General features: G+C 58.6%; 25 protein-coding genes. 10 read left to right on the forward strand and 15 right to left on the reverse strand.

Annotation, left to right across the window (positions count from 1 at the left end):
* Window positions 1-15 precede the first annotated feature (15 nt).
* On the forward strand, window positions 16-1,959 hold the full coding sequence (locus ACI2JR_RS14250; protein WP_132730175.1) for a bifunctional 2',3'-cyclic-nucleotide 2'-phosphodiesterase/3'-nucleotidase: 1,944 nt from the start codon (window positions 16-18) through the stop codon (window positions 1,957-1,959).
* Window positions 1,960-2,067: 108 nt separating this feature from the next.
* On the opposite strand, the gene ACI2JR_RS14255 is transcribed toward ACI2JR_RS14250, so the two are convergent.
* Window positions 2,068-2,448, reverse strand: a complete 381-nt coding sequence (locus ACI2JR_RS14255; RefSeq protein WP_462478852.1) for a winged helix-turn-helix transcriptional regulator — start codon at window positions 2,446-2,448, stop codon at window positions 2,068-2,070.
* A gap of 90 nt (window positions 2,449-2,538) precedes the next feature.
* Between ACI2JR_RS14255 and ACI2JR_RS14260 the strand changes: the two genes are divergently transcribed.
* The 4 genes from ACI2JR_RS14260 to ytfE all read left to right on the forward strand — a co-directional run bounded on the left by ACI2JR_RS14260 (window position 2,539) and on the right by ytfE (window position 6,087).
* Window positions 2,539-3,387, forward strand: coding sequence for an SDR family oxidoreductase (locus ACI2JR_RS14260; RefSeq protein ID WP_132730177.1), 849 nt, complete (start codon window positions 2,539-2,541; stop codon window positions 3,385-3,387).
* Window positions 3,388-3,467: 80 nt separating this feature from the next.
* Window positions 3,468-4,292: an AraC family ligand binding domain-containing protein gene (locus tag ACI2JR_RS14265; RefSeq protein WP_462478818.1), complete on the forward strand. Its 825-nt coding sequence runs from the start codon at window positions 3,468-3,470 to the stop codon at window positions 4,290-4,292.
* A 75-nt stretch (window positions 4,293-4,367) separates the two neighbouring features.
* The gene (locus ACI2JR_RS14270; protein WP_132730179.1) at window positions 4,368-5,342 is read left to right on the forward strand and encodes a DMT family transporter; all 975 of its coding nucleotides are present in this window, start codon (window positions 4,368-4,370) and stop codon (window positions 5,340-5,342) included.
* 82 nt (window positions 5,343-5,424) lie between these two features.
* Window positions 5,425-6,087 carry an iron-sulfur cluster repair protein YtfE gene (ytfE, locus tag ACI2JR_RS14275; RefSeq protein WP_462478819.1) on the forward strand — a complete coding sequence of 221 codons (663 nt, stop codon included), beginning with the start codon at window positions 5,425-5,427 and terminating at the stop codon, window positions 6,085-6,087.
* Window positions 6,088-6,205: 118 nt separating this feature from the next.
* Here ytfE and cycA read toward each other — a convergent pair whose 3' ends face one another.
* Together cycA and fklB are read right to left on the reverse strand one after the other, a co-directional pair.
* Window positions 6,206-7,609 (reverse strand): D-serine/D-alanine/glycine transporter, encoded by a 1,404-nt coding sequence (cycA, locus tag ACI2JR_RS14280; RefSeq protein WP_132730181.1) that lies wholly within the window; start codon window positions 7,607-7,609, stop codon window positions 6,206-6,208.
* A 306-nt stretch (window positions 7,610-7,915) separates the two neighbouring features.
* Complete coding sequence (gene fklB / locus ACI2JR_RS14285) at window positions 7,916-8,536, reverse strand: FKBP-type peptidyl-prolyl cis-trans isomerase (RefSeq protein WP_462478820.1); 621 nt, start codon at window positions 8,534-8,536, stop codon at window positions 7,916-7,918.
* A 352-nt stretch (window positions 8,537-8,888) separates the two neighbouring features.
* Between fklB and ACI2JR_RS14290 the strand changes: the two genes are divergently transcribed.
* Complete coding sequence (locus ACI2JR_RS14290; protein ID WP_462478821.1) at window positions 8,889-9,551, forward strand: LysM-like peptidoglycan-binding domain-containing protein; 663 nt, start codon at window positions 8,889-8,891, stop codon at window positions 9,549-9,551.
* Here the strand turns inward: ACI2JR_RS14290 and ACI2JR_RS14295 are convergent.
* From ACI2JR_RS14295 to rpsF, 5 genes are all read right to left on the reverse strand, one after another.
* Window positions 9,535-9,702, reverse strand: coding sequence for a hypothetical protein (locus ACI2JR_RS14295; RefSeq protein ID WP_462478822.1), 168 nt, complete (start codon window positions 9,700-9,702; stop codon window positions 9,535-9,537). The two genes, ACI2JR_RS14290 and ACI2JR_RS14295, sit on opposite strands and share 17 nt — an antisense overlap.
* Before the next feature lie 129 nt (window positions 9,703-9,831).
* Window positions 9,832-10,281: a 50S ribosomal protein L9 gene (gene rplI, locus ACI2JR_RS14300; protein ID WP_132730183.1), complete on the reverse strand. Its 450-nt coding sequence runs from the start codon at window positions 10,279-10,281 to the stop codon at window positions 9,832-9,834.
* A gap of 41 nt (window positions 10,282-10,322) precedes the next feature.
* A complete protein-coding gene (gene rpsR, locus ACI2JR_RS14305; protein ID WP_000135199.1) occupies window positions 10,323-10,550 on the reverse strand; it encodes a 30S ribosomal protein S18 in 228 nt (75 codons plus the stop codon).
* Window positions 10,551-10,554: 4 nt separating this feature from the next.
* The gene (gene priB, locus ACI2JR_RS14310; RefSeq protein WP_132730184.1) at window positions 10,555-10,869 is read right to left on the reverse strand and encodes a primosomal replication protein N; all 315 of its coding nucleotides are present in this window, start codon (window positions 10,867-10,869) and stop codon (window positions 10,555-10,557) included.
* A gap of 5 nt (window positions 10,870-10,874) precedes the next feature.
* The gene (gene rpsF / locus ACI2JR_RS14315; RefSeq protein WP_004098001.1) at window positions 10,875-11,270 is read right to left on the reverse strand and encodes a 30S ribosomal protein S6; all 396 of its coding nucleotides are present in this window, start codon (window positions 11,268-11,270) and stop codon (window positions 10,875-10,877) included.
* 347 nt (window positions 11,271-11,617) lie between these two features.
* On the opposite strand from rpsF, the gene ACI2JR_RS14320 reads away from it, so the two are divergent.
* Window positions 11,618-11,893, forward strand: a complete 276-nt coding sequence (locus ACI2JR_RS14320; RefSeq protein ID WP_132730185.1) for a YdgH/BhsA/McbA family protein — start codon at window positions 11,618-11,620, stop codon at window positions 11,891-11,893.
* A 63-nt stretch (window positions 11,894-11,956) separates the two neighbouring features.
* Here ACI2JR_RS14320 and yjfP read toward each other — a convergent pair whose 3' ends face one another.
* Window positions 11,957-12,673, reverse strand: coding sequence for an esterase (yjfP, locus tag ACI2JR_RS14325; protein WP_462478823.1), 717 nt, complete (start codon window positions 12,671-12,673; stop codon window positions 11,957-11,959).
* A 212-nt stretch (window positions 12,674-12,885) separates the two neighbouring features.
* On the opposite strand from yjfP, the gene bsmA reads away from it, so the two are divergent.
* Both bsmA and yjfN read left to right on the forward strand, forming a co-directional pair.
* A complete protein-coding gene (bsmA, locus tag ACI2JR_RS14330) occupies window positions 12,886-13,194 on the forward strand; it encodes a biofilm peroxide resistance protein BsmA (protein ID WP_243655227.1) in 309 nt (102 codons plus the stop codon).
* Between the two features lie 141 nt (window positions 13,195-13,335).
* A complete protein-coding gene (gene yjfN / locus ACI2JR_RS14335) occupies window positions 13,336-13,611 on the forward strand; it encodes a DUF1471 family protease activator YjfN (RefSeq protein ID WP_165905733.1) in 276 nt (91 codons plus the stop codon).
* On the opposite strand, the gene ACI2JR_RS14340 is transcribed toward yjfN, so the two are convergent.
* Window positions 13,602-15,239 (reverse strand): isovaleryl-CoA dehydrogenase, encoded by a 1,638-nt coding sequence (locus ACI2JR_RS14340; RefSeq protein WP_132730189.1) that lies wholly within the window; start codon window positions 15,237-15,239, stop codon window positions 13,602-13,604. The genes yjfN and ACI2JR_RS14340 overlap by 10 nt on opposite strands.
* 195 nt (window positions 15,240-15,434) lie before the next feature.
* On the opposite strand from ACI2JR_RS14340, the gene ACI2JR_RS14345 reads away from it, so the two are divergent.
* Window positions 15,435-16,727: an MFS transporter gene (locus tag ACI2JR_RS14345; protein WP_462478824.1), complete on the forward strand. Its 1,293-nt coding sequence runs from the start codon at window positions 15,435-15,437 to the stop codon at window positions 16,725-16,727.
* A gap of 30 nt (window positions 16,728-16,757) precedes the next feature.
* Here the strand turns inward: ACI2JR_RS14345 and rlmB are convergent, their stop codons facing one another.
* The 5 genes from rlmB to ACI2JR_RS14370 form a co-directional block, all read right to left on the reverse strand.
* A complete protein-coding gene (gene rlmB, locus ACI2JR_RS14350) occupies window positions 16,758-17,489 on the reverse strand; it encodes a 23S rRNA (guanosine(2251)-2'-O)-methyltransferase RlmB (protein ID WP_462478825.1) in 732 nt (243 codons plus the stop codon).
* 106 nt (window positions 17,490-17,595) lie between these two features.
* Window positions 17,596-18,396, reverse strand: a complete 801-nt coding sequence (locus ACI2JR_RS14355) for an ABC transporter ATP-binding protein (RefSeq protein ID WP_132730191.1) — start codon at window positions 18,394-18,396, stop codon at window positions 17,596-17,598.
* A complete protein-coding gene (locus ACI2JR_RS14360; RefSeq protein WP_462478826.1) occupies window positions 18,393-19,382 on the reverse strand; it encodes an ABC transporter ATP-binding protein in 990 nt (329 codons plus the stop codon). Before ACI2JR_RS14360 ends, ACI2JR_RS14355 begins: the two co-directional genes overlap by 4 nt.
* Window positions 19,375-20,235 carry an ABC transporter permease gene (locus ACI2JR_RS14365; RefSeq protein ID WP_132730193.1) on the reverse strand — a complete coding sequence of 287 codons (861 nt, stop codon included), beginning with the start codon at window positions 20,233-20,235 and terminating at the stop codon, window positions 19,375-19,377. The genes ACI2JR_RS14360 and ACI2JR_RS14365 overlap by 8 nt, the downstream gene beginning before the upstream one ends.
* Window positions 20,232-21,188 (reverse strand): ABC transporter permease, encoded by a 957-nt coding sequence (locus tag ACI2JR_RS14370; RefSeq protein ID WP_462478827.1) that lies wholly within the window; start codon window positions 21,186-21,188, stop codon window positions 20,232-20,234. The genes ACI2JR_RS14365 and ACI2JR_RS14370 overlap by 4 nt, the downstream gene beginning before the upstream one ends.
* Window positions 21,189-21,200 lie beyond the last annotated feature (12 nt).

The raw sequence follows: 21,200 nt of genomic DNA on the forward strand, positions 1-21,200 counted from the left end.
AAAAGGACGCCTCTGATGATTAAGTTTAGCGCAACGTTACTGGCCACGCTGATCGCGGCCAGCGTGAATGCCGCGACGGTCGATTTGCGGATCATGGAAACCACCGATCTACACAGCAACATGATGGATTTCGACTATTACAAAGACGCCGCAACGGAAAAATTCGGCCTCGTGCGTACCGCCACGCTGATTGAAAAAGCCCGCCAGCAAGCCAAAAACAGCGTGCTGGTCGACAACGGCGACGTCATTCAGGGGAGCCCGCTGGGCGACTATATGGCGGCCAAAGGGCTCAAAAGCGGCGATGTGCACCCGGTGTATAAAGCGATGAACACCCTCGACTACGCGGTGGGCAACCTCGGTAACCACGAGTTCAACTACGGTCTCGATTTTCTGCACAAAGCGCTGGCCGGGGCGAAATTCCCCTACGTAAACGCCAATATTATCGATGCTAAAACCGGCAAACCGATGTTTACGCCGTACCTGATTAAAGAGACGATGGTAAAGGATAACGACGGCAAAACGCAGACGCTGCGCATCGGCTACATCGGGTTTGTGCCGCCGCAAATTATGACCTGGGATAAAGCCAATCTCAGCGGCAAAGTCACCGTCAACGACATTACGCAAACCGCCCGTCAGTACGTGCCGCAAATGCGCGAGGAAGGGGCCGATATCGTGGTGGTGGTCGCCCACTCCGGCCTTTCCGCTGACCCCTACCAGGCCATGGCGGAAAACTCAGTTTACTATTTAAGCCAGGTGCCGGGCGTGGATGCCATCATGTTTGGCCACGCGCATGCGGTGTTCCCGGGGAAAGATTTCGCCGACATTAAAGGCGCGGATATCGACAAAGGGACCCTTAACGGCGTTCCGGCCGTGATGCCCGGCATGTGGGGCGACCATCTCGGCATCGTCGATCTGGTACTGAACAACGATGGCGGAAAGTGGCAGGTCACCGGGGCCAAAGCCGAGGCGCGCCCGATCTATGACGCGGTAGCGAAGAAATCGCTGGCGGCGGAAGATACGCGGATGGTGCAGGTGCTGAAAGCCGACCATGAGGCCACCCGCGAGTTCGTCAGCCAGCCCATCGGCCAATCTTCAGACAACATGTATAGCTACCTGGCGCTGGTCCAGGACGACCCCACCGTGCAGGTGGTGAACATGGCGCAGAAAGCCTATGTTGAACACTTTATCCAGGGCGATCCGGATCTGGCGAAGCTGCCGGTGCTTTCCGCCGCCGCGCCGTTTAAAGTCGGCGGCCGTAAAAACGACCCGGCCAGCTTCGTTGAGGTGGAAAAAGGCCAGCTCACCTTCCGCAATGCCGCCGACCTGTATCTCTATCCCAACACCCTGGTGGTGGTGAAGGTCAGCGGTAAAGAGGTCAAGGAGTGGCTGGAGTGCTCCGCCGGGCAGTTTAATCAGATTGACCCTGAGAGCAGCAAACCGCAGTCCTTAATCAACTGGGACGGTTTCCGCACCTATAACTTTGATGTGATTGACGGGGTGAACTACCAGATTGATGTCAGCCAGCCGGCGCGCTACGACGGCGAATGCCAGATGATTCACCCGCAGGCGGAGCGGATTAAGGAACTGACCTTTAACGGCCAACCGATCGATCCTCAGGCCACCTTCCTCGTCGCCACCAATAACTACCGCGCCTACGGCGGTAAATTTGCCGGTACCGGCGATAGCCACATTGCTTTCGCCTCCCCGGACGAGAACCGCTCGGTGCTGGCGGCGTGGATCGGCGCGGAGTCGAAAAAAGCGGGCGCGATCCACCCGGCGGCCGACAACAACTGGCGGCTGGCCCCTATTCATAGCACAGCGCCGCTGGATATCCGCTTTGAGACCTCCCCGGGTGAAAAAGCGGCGGCGTTTATCAAAGAGAAAGCGCGGTATCCGATGCATCAGGTCGCCACCGATGATATCGGCTTCGCGATTTACCAGCTGGATTTGAGTAAATAACGAATTGCATTCCCCGCTCGCGCTGCGCTTCGCGGGGCTACAAAGCAGGAGTCCAACGCGCGGCGACAGGCCGGAGCAGGTACTGCCGCCGCGATCCGGCTTCTCGCGTCAGGCGACAGCCTGCTCGTGGTTCGCCAGAATCACGGGCAGATTCAGTTCAATCCAGTCGGCCAACGCCGCAACTTTCTCACTCACCTGCTCACCGAGCGGGGTCAGACTATACTCTACGTGCGGCGGCACCACCGGATACGCAACCCGGTTGATAAAGCCGTCCTGCTCCAGCGCCTGCAGCGACTGTGCCAGCATCTTTTCACTGACGCCGCCCATCTTGCGGCGTAAATCGCTGAAGCGGTGGGTTCCCGTACGCAGCGCGATCAGGATTAACACTCCCCAGCGGCTGGTCACATGTTTCAGCACGTCCCGTGATGGGCACTCTTCCGCAAACAGATTGCCATCGCGCATCTGTTCGCTCAGCGTCGGATTCGCCATTTTCATACTTACCTTTTTGTACGTACTTACTAAAAGTTAGCTAAGGTGTTAGCTTACCACAACTGCCACTCGACACGAAGGAGAATACTGATGATCGCTATTACCGGCGCGACCGGCCAGCTTGGCCACCTTGTCCTGCAGCATCTGTTAGAAACTGTCCCCGCCAGCCAGATTGTGGCGATTGTGCGTAATCCGGCAAAAGCCGAAGCGCTGAGCCAGCAGGGCGCGATCGTCCGCCAGGCCGATTACACTGACGAAGCGGCATTCACCGCGGCGCTACAGGGCGTCGACAAGCTCCTGCTGATCTCTTCCAGCGAAGTGGGCCAGCGGGCAGCGCAGCATCGTAACGTGATTAACGCCGCCAAAGCCGCCGGGGTGAAATTTATTGCCTACACCAGCCTGCTGCACGCCGATAAGTCGCCGCTAGGCCTGCACGTTGAGCATGTGGAAACCGAGCGAATGCTCGCCGACTCCGGCATTCCTTATGCTCTGCTGCGTAACGGCTGGTACACCGAGAACTATCTCGCCAGCGCCCCGCCGGCGCTTGAGCATGGCGTGTTTATCGGTGCCGCCGGTGACGGCAAAATCGCCTCGGCGACCCGCGCCGATTATGCCCAGGCCGCCGCCCGCGTCGTCGCGGAAGAGGGTCACGCCGGGAAGGTCTATGAGCTGGCCGGTGACGAGGCCTGGACGCTCAGCGAGCTGGCCGCCGAGCTAAGCAAGCAGAGCGGTAAAAACGTGGTCTATCAGAACCTCAGCGAAGCCGACTTCGCCGCGGCGTTGAAGGACGTTGGCCTGCCGGCTGGGCTGGCGGATATGCTCGCCGACTCGGATATCGGCGCGTCTAAAGGCGGTCTGTTTGACGACAGCCGTACCCTGAGCGCGCTGATTGGCCGCCCGACGACGCCGCTGGCTGAGAGCATCAAAGGCATCCTGTAACAGTTGCAAAAAGGTTAATTTTTGTAGCATCCCGGCGGGTCATCCCCAATAATGACAGGATGTCCGTCGGGAGTAATTTGATGCAGGGCGTACCGGAACAGTTCAACGATGAAAGAGACAGCGCGCGTTTTCGCCATCTGGCGCAGGTGCCCGGCGTTGAGCTGTATCATGCCCATATTTCCCGCTACGCCTTCGAACCGCATACCCATGAAGCCTTCGGTATTGGCGCGATAGAACTGGGGGCCGAGCGTTTTCGCTATCGCGGCAGCCTGCACGTGGCTGCGGCGAACTCCATCGTCACGATGAACCCGGACGAGCTGCACACCGGCGAAGCGGCCACCGCCGACGGCTGGCGCTATCGTATGGTCTATCTCGATCCCCGGATGCTGGAAGAGGTGACCGGCGTACGCCATTGGTGGTTCAGCGAAGTGGTACGACAGGATCCGCAGCGCTCGCAGCAGCTCTGCGGGCTTATTTATGGCCTCTGGCACACCGACGATCCGCTGGCCCAGCAGGGCCTGCTGCTCGATGTGATCGATACCTTCCGTCCGCTGGCGCACCACGCCCCCGTCCAGGCGGAAGCGGCTCACCGCTTTGAACGCGTGCGCGACTATCTGCACGACAACTATATGCGGGCAATTTCCCTCGATGAGCTGGCGCAGGTTGTCGCCCTGAGTCCATACCATTTTCAACGCCAGTTTAAGGCCCATTTCCACGTTACTCCCCACCAGATGCTGATGGCCATTCGTCTGTGGCGGGCGAAAGCGTTTCTCACCCACGGCATGCCCGCCGCCGAAGTCGCCGCGGCGACCGGCCTCACCGACCAGTCGCATCTGACCCGCGCCTTTACCCGCCGCTACGGCATCACCCCGGTGCGCTATCAAAAGCAGGTCGCCCGGCGCTAATGCGCAACCTCATACAATATTCCCGGCGTCGCCTCTTCTACACTTTCGCCAACGGAAACGAGTGTGGATGGCGTGATGATTAGTGGCGTGTTGTATGCCCTGCTGGCAGGGCTGATGTGGGGACTGATTTTCGTCGGCCCCTTGCTGGTGCCGGAATACCCGGCGCTACTGCAATCGATGGGACGCTATCTGGCGCTGGGACTGATCGCCCTGCCCCTGGCGTGGCTTGGCCGCGCGCGACTGCGGCAGCTTTCCGGGCGAGACTGGCGGACGGCGCTCGGGCTGACCATGATGGGCAACCTGATCTATTACGTGTGCCTCGCCAGCGCCATCCAGCGCACCGGCGCGCCGGTCTCCACCATGATTATCGGTACCCTGCCGGTGGTGCTGCCGGTGATGGCGAACCTGCTCTACAGTCAGCGCGACGGTAAACTGCCGTGGCGACGGCTGTTTCCGGCGCTGACCTGCATCGCCATCGGCCTGCTGTGCGTTAATATTGCCGAGCTTCGCCAGGGCCTGCCCAATTTTACGCTCTGGCGTTACTTTTCCGGCATTAGCCTGGCGCTGATCTCGGTAGCCTGCTGGGCGTGGTACGCCCTGCGCAATGCCCGCTGGCTGCGGGAGAACCCGGACAAACACCCGATGATGTGGGCGACGGCGCAGGCGCTGGTCACCCTCCCGGTGTCGCTGGCGGGCTACCTGGTGGCCTGCGGGTGGCTACATAGCCAGCAGGTCGACTTCCCCCTACCGTTTGGCCCACGCCCGGCGGTCTTCGTGACGCTGATGCTGGCGATTGCGGTCCTTTGCTCCTGGGTGGGCGCGCTGTGCTGGAACATCGCCAGTCAGAAACTCCCCACGGTGATCCTCGGGCCGCTTATCGTTTTCGAAACGCTGGCAGGCCTGCTGTATACCTTCCTGCTGCGCCACAGCATGCCGCCGCTGCTGACGCTCAGCGGCATCCTGCTGCTGGTCCTCGGCGTGGTCTCCGCGGTGCGCTCACGACCAGAAAAACCGCTGCTGCTGGAGCGGGTCTGCGACCACAAAAAATAGCCTGGTATCCGAAAGGGGTATTTCCTTGCCAATAAGATGCATTTAAAATACATTTTATGTTCTTCAAGACGAGGTATTCGCTATGGCTTTTCGTGACCAACCTTTAGGCGAGCTGGCGCTGACGATCCCCCGCGCCTCCGCGTTGTTCCGTAAATATGATATGGACTACTGCTGCGGCGGTAAACAGACGCTGGATCGTGCCGCATCGCGCAAGGAGCTGGACGTCGCGGTGATTGAAGCCGAGCTGGCCAGACTGGCGGAAGAGCCGGTCGAAAAGGACTGGCGCGTCGTGCCGTATGCGGAAATCATCGATCACATCATCGCTCGTTATCACGACCGCCACCGCGAGCAGTTGCCGGAGCTGATCCTGCAGGCGACCAAAGTTGAGCGCGTGCATGCCGGCAAAGCAGGCGTGCCGGCCGGCTTAACCAAATACCTGACCATGCTGCACCAGGAGCTCTCCAGCCATATGATGAAAGAGGAGCAGATCTTGTTCCCGATGATCAAACAGGGCATGGGCACCCACGCCGCCGGGCCCATCAGCGTCATGGAAAGCGAACACGACGAAGCGGGTGAACTGCTGGAAGTGATTAAGCATGTCACCAACAATGTGACGCCGCCGGCGGAAGCCTGCACCACGTGGAAAGCGATGTACAACGGCATTAACGAACTGATCGACGACCTGATGGAACACATCAGTCTGGAAAACAACGTTCTGTTCCCGCGTGCCCTCGCGGGAAAATAAATAAAAAAAAGGCGCCCGCAGGGCGCCCTCGATATTGTCAGTCTTATTGGCCACTTCGGTGGCCCTTTTTATGACGGGCCGTTGCAAACAACGTTAAACATCTCTCCCGAAGATTTTTTTATTGCGCCAGACGTTTCTTACCGGCGAGGAACCAGCCCGCCGCCAGCAAAATGAACCACAGCGGCGTGACGATCAGCGCTTCGCGCGTATCGCTTTCCAGGGTCAGCAGCACCAGAACGAAGACGAAGAACGCCATACAGACCCAGCACATCAGTTTACCCAGCGGCATCTTATATTTGGACTGCTCATGCAGATGCGGACGCTTTTTGCGGTAGACCAGGTACGAGCAGAGAATAATGGTCCAGACGAACATAAACAGAATGGCCGAGACCGTGGTAATCATGGTGAACGCCGCAATCACGCTCGGATTAACCATCAACATCACCACGCCGCCCAGCAGGCACATGCAGGAGAAGGTCAGTCCTTTCGCCGGTACCGCTCGTTTCGACAGTTTGGCGAACATCGACGGCGCCTGACCATCCTGCGCCAGACCGAACAGCATACGGCTGGTCGAGAACACGCCGCTGTTGGCGGAAGAGGCGGCCGAAGTCAGCACCACAAAGTTAATCAGGCTGGCGGCAGCCGGCAGGCCAACCAGTACGAACAGCTCGACGAACGGGCTTTTGCTCGGCACCACGGAGCTCCACGGCGTCACGGACATAATCACGATCAGCGCGAAGACGTAGAACATAATAATGCGCAGCGGGATAGAGTTAATCGCGCGCGGCAGGGATTTCTCCGGATCTTTGGTCTCCGCGGCGGTGGTCCCCACCAGCTCAATCCCGACGAATGCAAAGACCGCGATCTGGAAACCGGCAAAGAACCCGCTGATGCCTTTCGGGAACCAGCCGCCGTCATTCCACAGATGAGCGAAGGAAGCCTCGACGCCGGTCGGCGATTTGAAGTGCATCAACACCATCACCAGGCCGACGACAATCAGCGCCACGATAGCGACAATTTTGATCATCGCGAACCAGAATTCCATTTCACCAAACATTTTTACGGTGGCGAGGTTAAGGCTCAGCAGCAGCAGGATCACCGCCAGCGAGGCCACCCAGTCGGAAAGCCCGGGAAACCAGAACTGGGCGTAGGCGGTAATCGCCACCACGTCAGCCATCCCGGTCACCACCCAGCAGAACCAGTAGGTCCAGCCGGTAAAATATCCCGCCCACGGCCCCAGCAGATCGGCGGCGAAGTCGCTGAATGATTTATATTCCAGGTTCGACAGCAGCAATTCGCCCATCGCACGCATGACGAAAAACAGCATAAAGCCGATGATCATATAAACAAAAATAATGGATGGCCCGGCGAGGCTGATGGTTTTGCCGGAGCCCATAAATAGCCCGGTACCGATGGCGCCACCGATAGCAATAAGCTGAATATGCCGGTTCGTGAGATTTCGCCGTAGCGATTGTTCAGTCGGAGCCTGCTCTTCGGCAGCGACTTTGACCTGATCTACCATGTGATTTTCTTCCTGTTGTACCTGTCTGTGTTGTTCAGGCTCTGATGGCCCGTCATCTGTCATAACCCCGGAAAAGGGTTTATCGATATTAGGTAAGAATCGGAGGGATGAATACTATGATTTAGATATAATGTTAATTTTATGTTTAAAGTGAGTGTTATATCACTCCGGTTGCGCGAAACAGCTCACAAAAATACACCCAAAAAGCAGATATGCAATATAAAATTCCATCAAATTCTTGAGTTAAGGATTTTGCGCTACTTTTAGTCGCTCCCTCCCCCTTCAGGGAGAGGAAGCATCTGCTGATTAGATAATATCCAGCAGTTCAACTTCAAAAATCAGGGTGTTGAACGGAGGAATAGACGCCCCCGCGCCACGCTCGCCATAAGCCAGATTGTGCGGAATCGTCAGTTCCCATTTGGAACCTACCGGCATCAGGGTCAGCGCTTCAATCCAGCCGCCGATCACCCCGGTAACCGGGAATTCAGCCGGCTCGCCGCGGGCGACGGAGCTGTCAAATACGGTACCGTCAATCAGCTTACCGGTATAGTGCACACGTACGCGGTCGGTACGCGCCGGGATAGCGCCCTCACCCTGAGTCAGGACGCGGAACTGCAGGCCGGATTCGGTGCTGTTTACGCCTTCACGTTCGCGGTTTTCATCGAGGTATTTCTGCCCATCGGCCGCCATTTCCTGGAAACGCTCGCGGCGTACCGCATCGGCACGTTCGTGGATCTCACGCAGCGCGCGATGAACGGCTTCCACCGGCACCTGCGGCTGGTTACCTTCCAGCGCATCGGTAATGCCGGCAACCAGTGCTTCAGGCAGCAGCCCCTGCAGGCCGGATTCGCTCAGCTGTTGTCCAACCTGCAAGCCGATACCGTAACTTGCCTGCGCTTCAATAGTGTCAAAAGTCGGGGTTGCCATCTTCTTTCCTTATTTATCGGGGGAAAATTTCATACTCGCAGGATTTTGAATGGCCGAAGCGGGCAGGTTCATGGATTCCCGACAACCTGAGTCACGATGTGACCGCAGGCTGCGGGCGCAGCCTGCGCTCCAGCGACTCGAAAGACGACGAGTATAAAGTGGTGGGCAGCATATCAGCCATCGTCCGACGGGTAAAACTTTGTCGCAGAGATGATGACAAATCTGAGGGAAACAGAAACAATAGGAGATATCAGGTTAACCTCACGAAACATATCTTTGTCTCGGCCATCAGGAAGTTAGCCATCTATACTCTACGGAGCAGGATAAAAATATGCGGAGCAGGAGGAAAGCCATGCCCGGGCGCTTTGACATCACATCTACCCTGGCGAAGATCTGGCACGCCCCGGATCAGATTCGCATTATGGATCCGCTGCCGCCGATGCATCGCCGGGGCATTATTGCCGGCGCCTTGCTGGTGATTATCGGCATACTGCTCCCGTCTGAGGATAGCGGCAGCCCGGCGCAGAGCGCGCGTGAGGCTAACCTTGACCTGCGATCGCAGTCCCAGCCGTCATCCTCATCCCAGCAGGCCATGCCGCTGCCGCCCATTACCACCACGCCGACGGTCAATGATGCCGATCAGATGGCGCCGGTGGCGCCGGAGCCCGTCCAGGACGAGCCGGTGGAACAGAGCCAGAGCCAGGCCTACTCGCAACCGCAGCAGCAACAACAATCGACTCCGGGTATTGAACAACAGTGGCGCACTTACCGCATCGAAGCCGGCAAAACGCTGGCTCAGCTGTTCCGCGATCATAACCTGCCGCCGACCGACGTGTATGCCATGGCGCAGGTGGAAGGCCCCGGTAAACCTTTAAGCTCGCTGCAAACCGGGCAAACGGTGCAGATTCGCCAGAATGCGAACGGCGTGGTCACCGGCCTGACGATCGATACCGGCGGCGGGCAGCAGGTGCTGTTCACCCGTCAGTCAAACGGCAGCTTTATCCGCGCGCGATAGCCCGCCACATAACCCACGGCCAATGCCGGGTATCTCGCCCGGCCTGGCGGGACAGATTCATCCCCTCGCCTCCCTGCCCTCTGCGCATCAGTACGCCGCCCGTCGACCAGCGGATGTGTGACATCGCGACGCCAACGCGCGCTTTGAGCATGATGTTTTTACCGCCAGAGGCTTATCCGCCGTCGGCAACAGCGATTTTTCGGCAAGGTGCAAAGCGGGGAATGCAGAAAAGCAAAACGCCGGCACAAGGCCGGCGTCTCGACGCGAACGGAGTAAAAAATTACTCAGCTACAACGTTAACAACCAGTTTCGCGAAGACTTCGCTGTGAACCTGGAAGTCCACTTCGTGCTCACCGGTGGTGCGCAGAACGCCGTTCGGCAGACGAACTTCGCTCTTAGCGACGGCAACGCCAGCTGCAGTTACAGCGTCAGCGATGTCGCGGGTACCGATGGAACCGAACAGTTTACCTTCGTCGCCAGCTTTAGACGCGATGGTAACGGTGCCCAGTGCGTTGATTGCTTCAGCACGTGCGTTAGCAGCGGCCAGAACGTCAGCCAGTTTGGCTTCCAGTTCAGCACGGCGTGCTTCGAAGAATTCAACGTTTTTCTTGGTAGCAGGAACAGCTTTGCCCTGTGGTACCAGGAAGTTACGAGCATAGCCCGCTTTAACGTTAACCTGATCACCCAGGCTACCGAGGTTTGCTACTTTATCAAGCAGAATAACTTGCATTACCTTATCCTCTCAAAGTCGTATTAATGGACCGTGACCGATTACTGATGACGATCAGTGTACGGCAGCAGGGACAGGTAGCGAGCCCGTTTGATAGCGCGTGCCAGCTGACGCTGATATTTTGCACGGGTACCGGTGATACGGCTCGGGACAATCTTACCGCTTTCGGTGATGTAGTTTTTCAGCGTAGCGATATCTTTATAGTCGATCTCTTGAACGCCTTCCGCGGTGAAACGGCAGAACTTGCGACGACGGAAATAACGTGCCATATGGCTAGTCTCCAGAATCTATCAATTCAATCTGCTCGGCATGCAGAACCATTTTGCTCAAGCCGTTCTTTGCCTTGTGGCAAGAAATGAACCCTCGAACGGTTACTGCGCTACCGACCGTTATACTGTGAGTAATGGCCTGGTTCTGCTGTCCGCTAATAATAACGGGCATCTGACACCATGCCTGCCGGTGAAAACCGGCTTCCTCCTGCACTGAACGATGCTCAAGCACGAACTGGCAGTGTGGAATTCCTGACGGGCTGACCTTACGAAGTGGAGTCCTGCATACAATGCCGGACAGCTCCAGACGGTTGGTCATCAGGATTACTCTTCAGAATCCCCAGCTTCAGAATCATCTGCGGTTTCGTTAGCGAAATCTTCGCGACGCTCACGGCGCTCGTCTTTCGCTTTAACCATCGGAGATGCTTCGGTAACAGCGTGCTTAGTACGCATTACCATGCTGCGGATAACGGCGTCGTTGAAGCGGAAGTTAGTTTCCAGCTCATCGATCGCTTCCTGCGGAGCTTCAACGTTCAGCAGAACGTAGTGCGCTTTGTGCAGTTTGTTGATCGGGTAAGCCAGCTGACGGCGGCCCCAGTCTTCCAGACGGTGGATCGTACCTTCTGCTGCAGTGATTGCACCAGTGTAACGTTCGATCATACCCGGAACCTGTTCGCTCTGGTCAGGATGGACCATAAAAACGATTTCGTAATGACGCATCGAATTGCTCCTTACGGATTATTCAGCCTCCTGTCTGGGTCAGCCGCGGCCCATGGAGGCAAGGAACGTGTTAAAGGGCGGCCGAAAAATTGACGCGTCATTCTACTTTCGCCGCCCTGGGAAGACAAGCGAATTGCGCAAATAATTCGCACTAACCGCTAAGTCGCGCTAAGTCAGTGATTTAAAATTAATCAACGACAGCAGCGACACTTTTTTGAACAACTTCATCAGAAATGGTCGCGATGCACCCGCCAGGCAGCGATTACACTTAGATCAACACTATCGATAACCGAAGAGGAGCCTGAGTTAACGCCAGAATGGCCGGCTGAACGTAAGGAGCGTAGAGTATGAAATACATCATCATTGCCGTTATGGCTGCGCTTTTATTGAGCGCCAACGCGCTCGCAGCCATCAAGATCGATGGGCGCCAGGCACGAAACATGGACGATGTGCAGAGCCTGGGCGTGATCTATATCAACCACAACATGGCGACTGAACAAGAAGCCGATCAGGCGCTGAGTCAGCAAAGCGACGCTGAAGGCGCGAAATATTTCCAACCGATCCTGATTCACGAGCCGCAAAGCAACGGCGCGATCCACGCCAGCGCCGTAATTTATCGCTAACGGTCGCGTTTCCCGGCGCCTCCTGAGCGGGGCGCCCGCCTCGCGCGGCGTAAAACGTCGCGTTTACAGATGCTGCTGGAAGAAAGTCACCGTCGTCGCCAGTGCTTCCGGCGTGATCCGGTGGCGAACGCCTTTCTGCCAGACGCAGGTCAGGTTGTTCGCCAGCGCGTTTTGCCGCAGCGCCTGCTGCAGCCGGAACGTCTCTGCCGCTGGCACCACATCGTCCTCATCCCCATGCCACAGCAATAATGGCCGCTCGCCAAGCGTGCTGAGCTGCTCACTGACATCCCATTCCGCCAGCTGTTCGGCGCCGACCGCAGGCGAAGGAAACAGGCTCTGCGAGAGGTGCGTAAAGTAGCCGGAGCCCATCAGACAGGCCACGCTTTTCAGCTGCGGATGATGGGTCATGATCCCCAGCGCCGTCATTCCGCCCATCGATGCCCCCGCCACCGCCAGACGATCGCCGTCCACCCAGCCCTGCTGGATAGTGGCTGCACGCAGCGCAGGAAACTCGGCAAAATTTTGCAGCAAAATCGGCCAGAAGCGCTGCATCCGCCCGCGCTCATCGCCGTCGTAACGGGCGCCATGCTCCGCCGCATCGGGCATAACCACGCGAAATCCCGCTTCCGCCAACGCGACGGCAAAATAGCTGTAAACCATCTTCGACGAGGTAAATCCGTGATAAAAGATGATGCAGGGCAACGGTTTATCCAGCGCATTCTGCGGACAGGCGTGCAGGACTTCGCCCCCCGCGAGGCGACGTATCTCGAGTGCAATCATTGATCATCTCCTTTCACACTTTAGTGCTGGTATGCCATGGGCTAACATATTCCGCAAGCAAATAGGTCCCCCCATGATTCATAATGTTGAGAACTCGGTTACGCTTTCACGATATTTTCATTCGAAAATCGCGTCAGAGATAACACTTCGGGAACATTCCCCGGAAATGAGATTCAGGCTACCACTACACTATGACTATCAGGAAACGAGATATGGTTATGCGCAGGTTAACACCGTGGTTTCTGGCTATCGCGTTAAGCGGTTGTAGTGTCCTGCAGGGGACGCCAGAAGCACCGCCATCCGCGACCGATCATCCGCAAGAGATTCACCGTAACCAGACGAACGGGCTACAGAAAATGGGGACGGTGAGCGTGTTGATGTACGGTTCGCCAATGGATGTCGAAGCGGCGTTGAAAACCAAAGCAGAAGCGGCGAAAGCGGATTACTACGTCATCGTCATGATTGATGACACCCTGGTTCCCGGCCAGTGGTATTCGCAGGCGATTCTGTACCGTAAATAACGGTACACGGTCTTTAAGTCAGCTTTACACTGCTTTGCGTCCATTCACGTTCTCCTGTGCATAATAACGTTCGGCCAGCCAACCTGGCAGGACGTTAGCAACGGACTGCCCTCGGGACTACGTGAAATGGAGCTGACGACGATGAAACGATCTTTTAACTTACCAGGCCTGCTGCTAACCGCAGCGACGGCAAACACTTCTGCACAGTCAGCGGAATTCGCCAGTGCGGATTGCGTCACCGGTCTCAATGAAATCGGCCTGATTTCCGTCAATAATATTGCCGGCAGTCCGCAGGACGTTGAGCACGCCATCGCCGTCAAGGCCGATGAGCAGGGCGCGTCGTGGTATCGCATCGTCCAGATGTACGAGGAACAGCAGCCGGATAACTGGCGGGTACAGGCCATTCTCTACGCCTGAGGCGCCTGGCGCCCACGGCCCATGGCACGCAGCAGCAGATCGTCCAGCGTCGGCGCATCCAGGCGCATACCGCCGCGGGTGTCGAGCATCATGCGACACCAGGCTTCGGCCAGCGGCGGCGACGCGTAGCGCAGCACCTGCGCGCCGACGCCAAGCATATACACCCGTCGCGTAATTTCTCTGCCCAGCTCTTCCGCGGGCCGCCGCAGCAGCTGCTGGAGCTGTCGCCACGTACGGTCGAAATGCCGGTTGCGCCCTTTCACCTCCGCACACTCCGCCGCCAGCAGCTCCAGCGCCGCCGGATGTTTACTCAGCACCCGCATCACGTCCAGACACATAATATTGCCGGACCCTTCCCAGATGCTGTTGACCGGCATCTCGCGATACAGACGCGGCAGTTCGCTCTCCTCGCAATAGCCGATACCGCCCAGCACCTCCATCGCCTCAGCGACAAACGGAATGGCGGATTTGCAGATCGCAAACTTCGCCGCGGGGGTAAACAGGCGGGCCCACAGCGCCTCTTTGACATCATCGCGGCGATCCCACGCCCGCGCCAGGCGAAACAAAAAGGCGGTCTGCCCTTCAAGACGTAGCGCCATCTGCCCCAGCACCTGGCGCATCATCGGTTGATCGACCAGATTCTTACCGAAGACCTGCCGCTGTAGCGCATGATAGAGCGCCACAGAATAGCCGCGGCGCATCAGGGCGTGACTGCCCAATGCGCAGTCGAAGCGGGTCAGGCCGCCCATCTTCAGGATCTGCCGAACCCCGTCCCCCTCTTCGCCCACCAGCCAGCCGCAGGCCTCAAAGAACTCTACTTCACTGCTGGCATTGGAGCGGTTACCGAGCTTATCTTTCAACCGTTCAAGGTGCAGCGCATTGCGCTGGCCGTCAGGGAGAAGGCGCGGGACAAAAAAGCAGGAGAGACCGGCCGGCGCCTGCGCCAGCACGAGGTGCGCATCGCTTTGCGGCACCGAGAAAAACCACTTATGACCGACCAGATGATAACAGCCTTCGGCGGTTTTTTCCGCCCGGGTGGTGTTAATCAGCACGTCGGAGCCCCCCTGTTTTTCCGTCATCCCCATGCCGATCAGTAGCCCGCGCTTCTGATTCCCTGGCGCAAGGTGCGGATCGTAGCGATCGCTTAGCAACGGCGGCAGCCAGTCGCTGAACGGTTTGGGCAGCGAGCGCTGCAAGAGCGGCGTAGCGGCGAAAGTCATGGTTATTGGACACAGGGTGCCGGCCTCCACCTGCGCATGCAGCATAAAGCGGGCCGCGCGGGCGACAAAAGCTCCCGCCCGCGCCTCATCCTGCCAGGCGAGATTATGCACCCGGTTTGCGCACAGACCCTGCATCAGCAGATGCCAGGCGGGATGAAAGCGCACATCATCCAGCCGGGTCCCGGTCGCATCGTAGCGCAGCAGTTCCGGCGGGTTGCTGTTCGCCAGCCTCCCCAGCTCCAGCGATTCCGCCGTCCCCAGCTGCTGGCCGATACTGGCCAGCAAATCGCTATCCCAGCCCGCCCCTTCCCGCGTCACCGCCTCTCGCAGCGCGCTATCAGAGAGGAACAAATTGCTGTTCATCAGCGGCGCAGGCTGATTGAACACGGTATGCGTTTGCCAGTCCATGTTGTCTCCTTCCGTCATTGGCGTTGCTATTCAGTATGGCTACCCTTCTCCGACCTAGCCCGCGAATCCGGTCACAAAAAAACCGCTCTCCCTCCGTGAAGCCCATCACAGGCATAAGAATTTTAAATTTTATGATCTGAAATGTATGGAATAATTTATTCACCTGTGACTGTTTTGCGCACTTCGGGATGATTTATGCAGACCGCAACAATGACAATGGGCGCCCACAGGCGCGCGCTGATCGCCGGTTCTATCGGCAACTTTATTGAATGGTATGAGTTTGCCGTCTATGGTTTCCTGGCGACGGTCATCGCCCAAAACTTCTTCCAGCTGGCAGGGGAAGCCCCGCTAATCGGCCTGATCCTGACCTACGCCTCCTTCGCGATCGCTTTTTTCTTTCGTCCCCTGGGCGCCATCGTCTTTGGCCGGATCGGCGATCGTATCGGCCGTAAGCCGACGCTGATTATCGTGCTGGTGATGATGACGCTGGCGACGACGGCCATCGGCGTGGTGCCGACGTATGCCAGCATCGGTATCGCCGCCCCGCTGATATTAACGGGGCTGCGGATTTTGCAGGGGCTGTTTGCCGGCGGAGAATACGGCGGCGCGGTCTCGCTGATGACCGAGTTCGCCCCACGCGGCAAACGCGGATTGTATGGCGCATGGCAGTCCTTCACCGTGGCATTGGGCCTGCTGGCCGGAGCGGGCGTCGTCGCCCTGATTTCAGCCGTCCTGAGTCCGGAAGCGCTGCATGCCTGGGGCTGGCGTATTCCGTTCTTCCTTGCCATACCGATGGGGGTGGTAGCGCTCTGGCTGCGGATGAAAATGGAGGAGACGCCGGGGTTCCTGCGCCAGCAGAAGCAGCAACAACCGCAGGCCAGCGCAAACTTCAGCCATACGCTAAAAGCCATTATAACCGGCATTGGCCGCCTGATGGTCTGGTCCGCCGCCGGGTATACCTACCTGGTGATTATGCCCGCCTATCTGCAATCCTCGCTGCATACCGGGTTTAATCAGGCGCTGTTGATTGCGGTAATCTCCAATATCGGCTTCGCCATCACCATTCTGCCCGCCGGCATGCTCAGCGATAAATGGGGCCGTCGTAAGGTCATGGTACTGGCTGCCGTACTGCTGCTGGTGCTGGCGCTACCGCTGCTGAAAATTTTGCAGGCGGAATCCAGCACGCTGCTGGTGAAGGGAATCGTGGTGCTGATCGCCGGGGGACTGGTGGGGGTGCTGGCAGGACCGGGGCCGGCGATGCTGGCGGAAATGTTCCCGACGAGGGTGCGCTATACCGGGCTCGGGCTGGCCTACTCGCTCTCTAACGCCGTGTTCTCCGGCTGCGCCGGGCTGATTATTACCGGTCTGATCAAACAGACCGGTAATCTTGATATTCCGGCGTACTACGTCATGGCGACGGCGGTGGTGAGCATTGTCGCGCTGATGACGCTCAATAAAAACGATCATCTCCGCGCGCTGGACGAGTAGCCGCCATCCGCGGCGTGCGCCCGGCGTGAATTAGCTACGCTGGCGCACCGCTTCAAACAGGCAAATGCCGGTGGCCACGGAGACGTTCAGCGAAGAGACGCTGCCGGCCATCGGGATGCTGATCAGCTCATCGCAGTGTTCGCGGGTCAGGCGGCGCATGCCTTCGCCTTCAGCCCCCATCACCAGCGCCATCGGGCCGGTCATTTTGCTCTGGAACAGGGTGTGGTCCGCTTCGCCGGCGGTGCCGACGATCCAGACTTTCTCTTCCTGCAGCAGGCGCATGGTACGCGCGAGGTTGGTGACGCGGATAAGCGGGACGTTCTCTGCCGCGCCGCAGGCCACTTTTTTCGCCGTCGCGTTCAGCTGGGCGGAGCGGTCGCGCGGCACAATCACCGCGTGTACGCCGGCCGCGTCGGCGCTACGCAGGCAGGCGCCGAGGTTGTGCGGATCGGTGACGCCATCGAGGATCAGCAGGAACGGCTGTTCGAGTGAGGCAAGCAGGTCCGGGAGATCGTTCTCCTGATACTGGCGCCCCGGCTTCACGCGGGCAATAATCCCCTGATGCACGGCGCCTTCGCTTTTCTCATCGAGAAACTGGCGGTTAGCCACCTGAATCACCACGCCCTGCGCTTCAAGGGCGTGGATCAGCGGCAGCAGGCGTTTATCCTCGCGGCCTTTCAGAATATACACTTCCTGAAAACGCTCTGGAGCGCGCTCGAGCAGGGCCTGCACCGCGTGGATGCCGTAAATCATTTCACTCATTAAAGGTACTCATCTGGGGCGGTATGCGCCGGGTTAATTGGGCCGTGAACCACTTCACTTGCGCCTATTATAACCGACATGGCGTTCAAATCGACTCCTGTCCGCGTTAACCGTTGGCCAACGCGCGCCTCTCGCCCGCCGCCGCCGGATGGGCAGGTAAAATGGCGTTCAGTAAATAGCGCGTATAGTCATGCCCGGCATGGGTGAAAATACGTTCCGTCTCACCCTGCTCAACGATCTTGCCCCGGTACATCACCCCCACGCGGTCAGCAACGTGTCTGACCACGTTTAAGTCATGAGAGATAAACAGGTAAGCCAGCCCATATTCGCGCTGCAGCGCCATCAGTAAATTGAGTATCTGCGACTGGATCGACACATCTAAGGCCGAGACCGGTTCATCGCAGACAATCAGTTTCGGTTTGAGGATCAACGCTCTGGCAATGCCGATGCGCTGGCGCTGTCCCCCGGAAAACTCGTGCGGGTAGCGGGCGGCATCCTGCGGGCGCAGGCCAACCTGCTCCAGCATTTCGGCGACCCGCATTTTACGCTTGTCGATGCCGTGAATAATGAGCGGCTCTTCCAGGCTGTAGCCAATACGGCGCCGGGGATCGAGCGATGAGAGCGGATCCTGAAAAATCATCTGCATATCCCGGCGCACGCTGCGCCAGCCTGCGGCATTGAGCCCCATCAGCGAGCGCCCCTCAAACACCACGTCACCGGCGGTCGCCGGCGTTAACCCCAGAACCAGCCGCCCGGTGGTGCTTTTACCGCTGCCGGATTCCCCCACCAGCGCCCAGGTCTCGCCCGCATGGAGATTGAAGCTCACATTATCTACCGCACTCACCGCATCCCCGCGGCGCAGGAACGTCTTTGATAGCTGGTTGACTGTCAGCAACGGTGTCGTCATCGCCAAATACCTCCTTCTTCCGCTCGCCAGCAGCGAACCTGGTGTCCCTCACAGTCAACGGGGCGCAGCGCTGCTGCCTGCGTCCGGCATCGGGGCTGCGCCAGCGGACAGCGATCGGCATAGGCGCACCCGGCGGGCAACGCGTGCAAAGAAGGCACCTGCCCGCGAATTTCCGCCAGCGGCGTTTTCGGCGGATGATTTGCCGAAGGCCGCGCCGCCAGCAGCGCGCGGGTATACGGATGGCGCGGTCGCTCGAAGAGCGTGTACACATCCGCTTCCTCCACCACCTGCCCGGCATAGAGCACCACCACGCGCTGGCACAGTCGCGCCACCACGCTGAGATCGTGGGTGATAAAGATAATGCCCATCCCGGTCTGTTGTTTTATCTCATCGAGCAGATCGAGAATCTGCGCCTGAATCGTGGCGTCCAGCGCCGTGGTCGGTTCATCGGCAATCAGCAGCGAGGGAGAGGTCGCGATAGCCATCGCGATCATCACGCGCTGGCGCATCCCGCCGGAAAGCTCATGCGGCCAGGCGCTGGCGCAGCGCGCCGGCTCAGATATGCCGACCTGCGCCAGCAGACTGAGGATTTTCTCCCGCCGCTGCGCACGAGAAAGCGGCGTATGCAGTCGCAGGCTTTCATCAATCTGCAGCCCAATGGTCATCACCGGATTCAGGCTGGCCAGCGGGTCCTGAAAGATCATCGCCATCTCCCGACCGCTTATCTGTCGACGCGCCTTTGCCGGGAGCGAATGCAGCGCTTTACCTGCCAGCACAACCTCACCCTCGACGCGGCTGGTACGGGGGGATAACAGCCCCATCAACGCCTGGACGGTGACGCTTTTGCCACAGCCGGACTCGCCAATAATACCGAGCGTTTCATGAGCATTGACCTGAAACGACACCTCCCGCACGGGGGAAACCACCCCCTGATGGGTCGCGAAGCTGACGTCCAGCCTGTTAACACGCAGCAAAGTCTCAGCCATAACGCCCCCCTTGTTTCAACAACCGCAGTACCCGACTCGGCAAGGGCTTAAGCCCCGGATCGGCGCTGTCACGCAGATCGTCGCCAATGATATTCAGCCCCAGAATCAGCAGTACGATGGCTAATCCAGGGAAAAAGGTCATCCACCAGGCGCTAAAAATCACCGTCTTTCCCTCCAGCAGCAGGTTGCCGAGACTGGGCATCGGTGCTGGTACGCCGGAGCCGAGAAAGCTCAGCGCCGCCTCGGTGAGGATGGCGACCGAAAACACCCAACTGACCTGAACGATAAACGGTGAAATAACGTTGGGCAGCAGGTGCAGCCAGATAATGCGCGACGAGGTGGCTCCCTGCGCCCGCAGCGCTTCGATAAAATTTTTCTCTTTAATCACCATCGCCGCTCCGCGAATCACACGGGCAATCGACGGGACATACACCAGCGAAAGCGCCAGCACGACGTTGGCAATATTCGGTCCCAGTACGCCGACGATCGCAATCGCCAGCAGCAGAGAAGGAAAGGCGAACAGGCCGTCGCAAACGCGCATCAATACCCGGTCCAGCGGGCGATACCAGGCGCACAGCAGCCCGATGACCATCCCCGTCACCCCGGCAATAGCCGCCACGGCGGCCCCCACCGAAAGTGATACCTGAACCGCCAGCGCCACCCGGACGAACAGATCCCGACCGAAGTTATCGGTACCGAACCAGTGGGTGGCGGAAGGGGGTTTCAGGCGGCTTAGCGGATCGATGCTGTAGGGATCCCAGGGGCTGAGGGCGCTGGCGAAAAAGGAGAGCAGCACGATAGCCAGCAGCAGGCCGGGCCAGATTAGTCGCGCGGGATGCTTTATCACCATCATTTTTCCCCTTCATCGACGGAAAGACGCGGATCGGCCAAATAGCTCAACAGATCCCCCGCCAGATTGATCAACACATAGCAGACGGTGATCAGCAGCACGACGCCCTGGATCACCGTCACGTCCCGGCGTTCGATGGAATCCACGATCAGCGAGCCCACGCCAGGAATGCCAAATACGCTTTCAATCACAATCGTACCGGTGACCAACGAGGCGAACGATTCGCCGCAAATCGTCAGGATCGGGATCAGGCTGTTTTTCAGCGTGTGGCGCAGCAGTACCAGTCGCTCCGGCACCCCCTTCGCCCGTGCGGTGCTGATAAATGCTTCCTGCATTACATCCAGCATGACCGCACGGGTCATCCGCGCGATCAGCGCCGCAATGCGCAGGCCAAGCGCCACAGCGGGCAGCGTCAGATACCAGATGTTTAACCAGAAGGATGTATTGGTGGAACGATAGCCCACCACCGGGAACCAGCGCAGCTGCACGGCGAAAAAGAAAATCAGAAACAGGCCAAGCAAAAAACCCGGTACCGACATGCCAAAGGTCGCCAGCATACGAATAACGCGGTCCGTCGCGCTTCCGTGCTGCCAGGCGCTGATGACGCCGCCCGCCAGCCCCAGTGCCAGCGCCAGCGCCTGGGCATACAGTGCCAGCGCCAGCGTTGGCGTCAGGTGCTGTAAAAACAGGCTCATCACGCTGGTATTTAAAAACAGCGACTGCCCCAAATCGCCGGTAAGCACCTCGCCAGCCCAGCTGGCGAACTGGACCAGCAGTGGCCTGTCCAGCCCCATCTGCTGGCGCAGCGCGGCAATATCCTGCGGACTGGCGTCATTTCCCAGAATAACCAGCGCCGGATCGCCCGGCGCCAGGTGAATCAGACAAAACACCACCACCGCCACCACCGCCAGTACCGGCAGGAGCGCCAGCAGACGGTGAAACAGGTATCTTTTCATCGCCCTCTCCCG

The sequence above is a fragment of the Klebsiella sp. NPDC088457 genome, assembly GCF_044900465.1.
In the GTDB taxonomy this organism is placed as follows: domain Bacteria; phylum Pseudomonadota; class Gammaproteobacteria; order Enterobacterales; family Enterobacteriaceae; genus Klebsiella.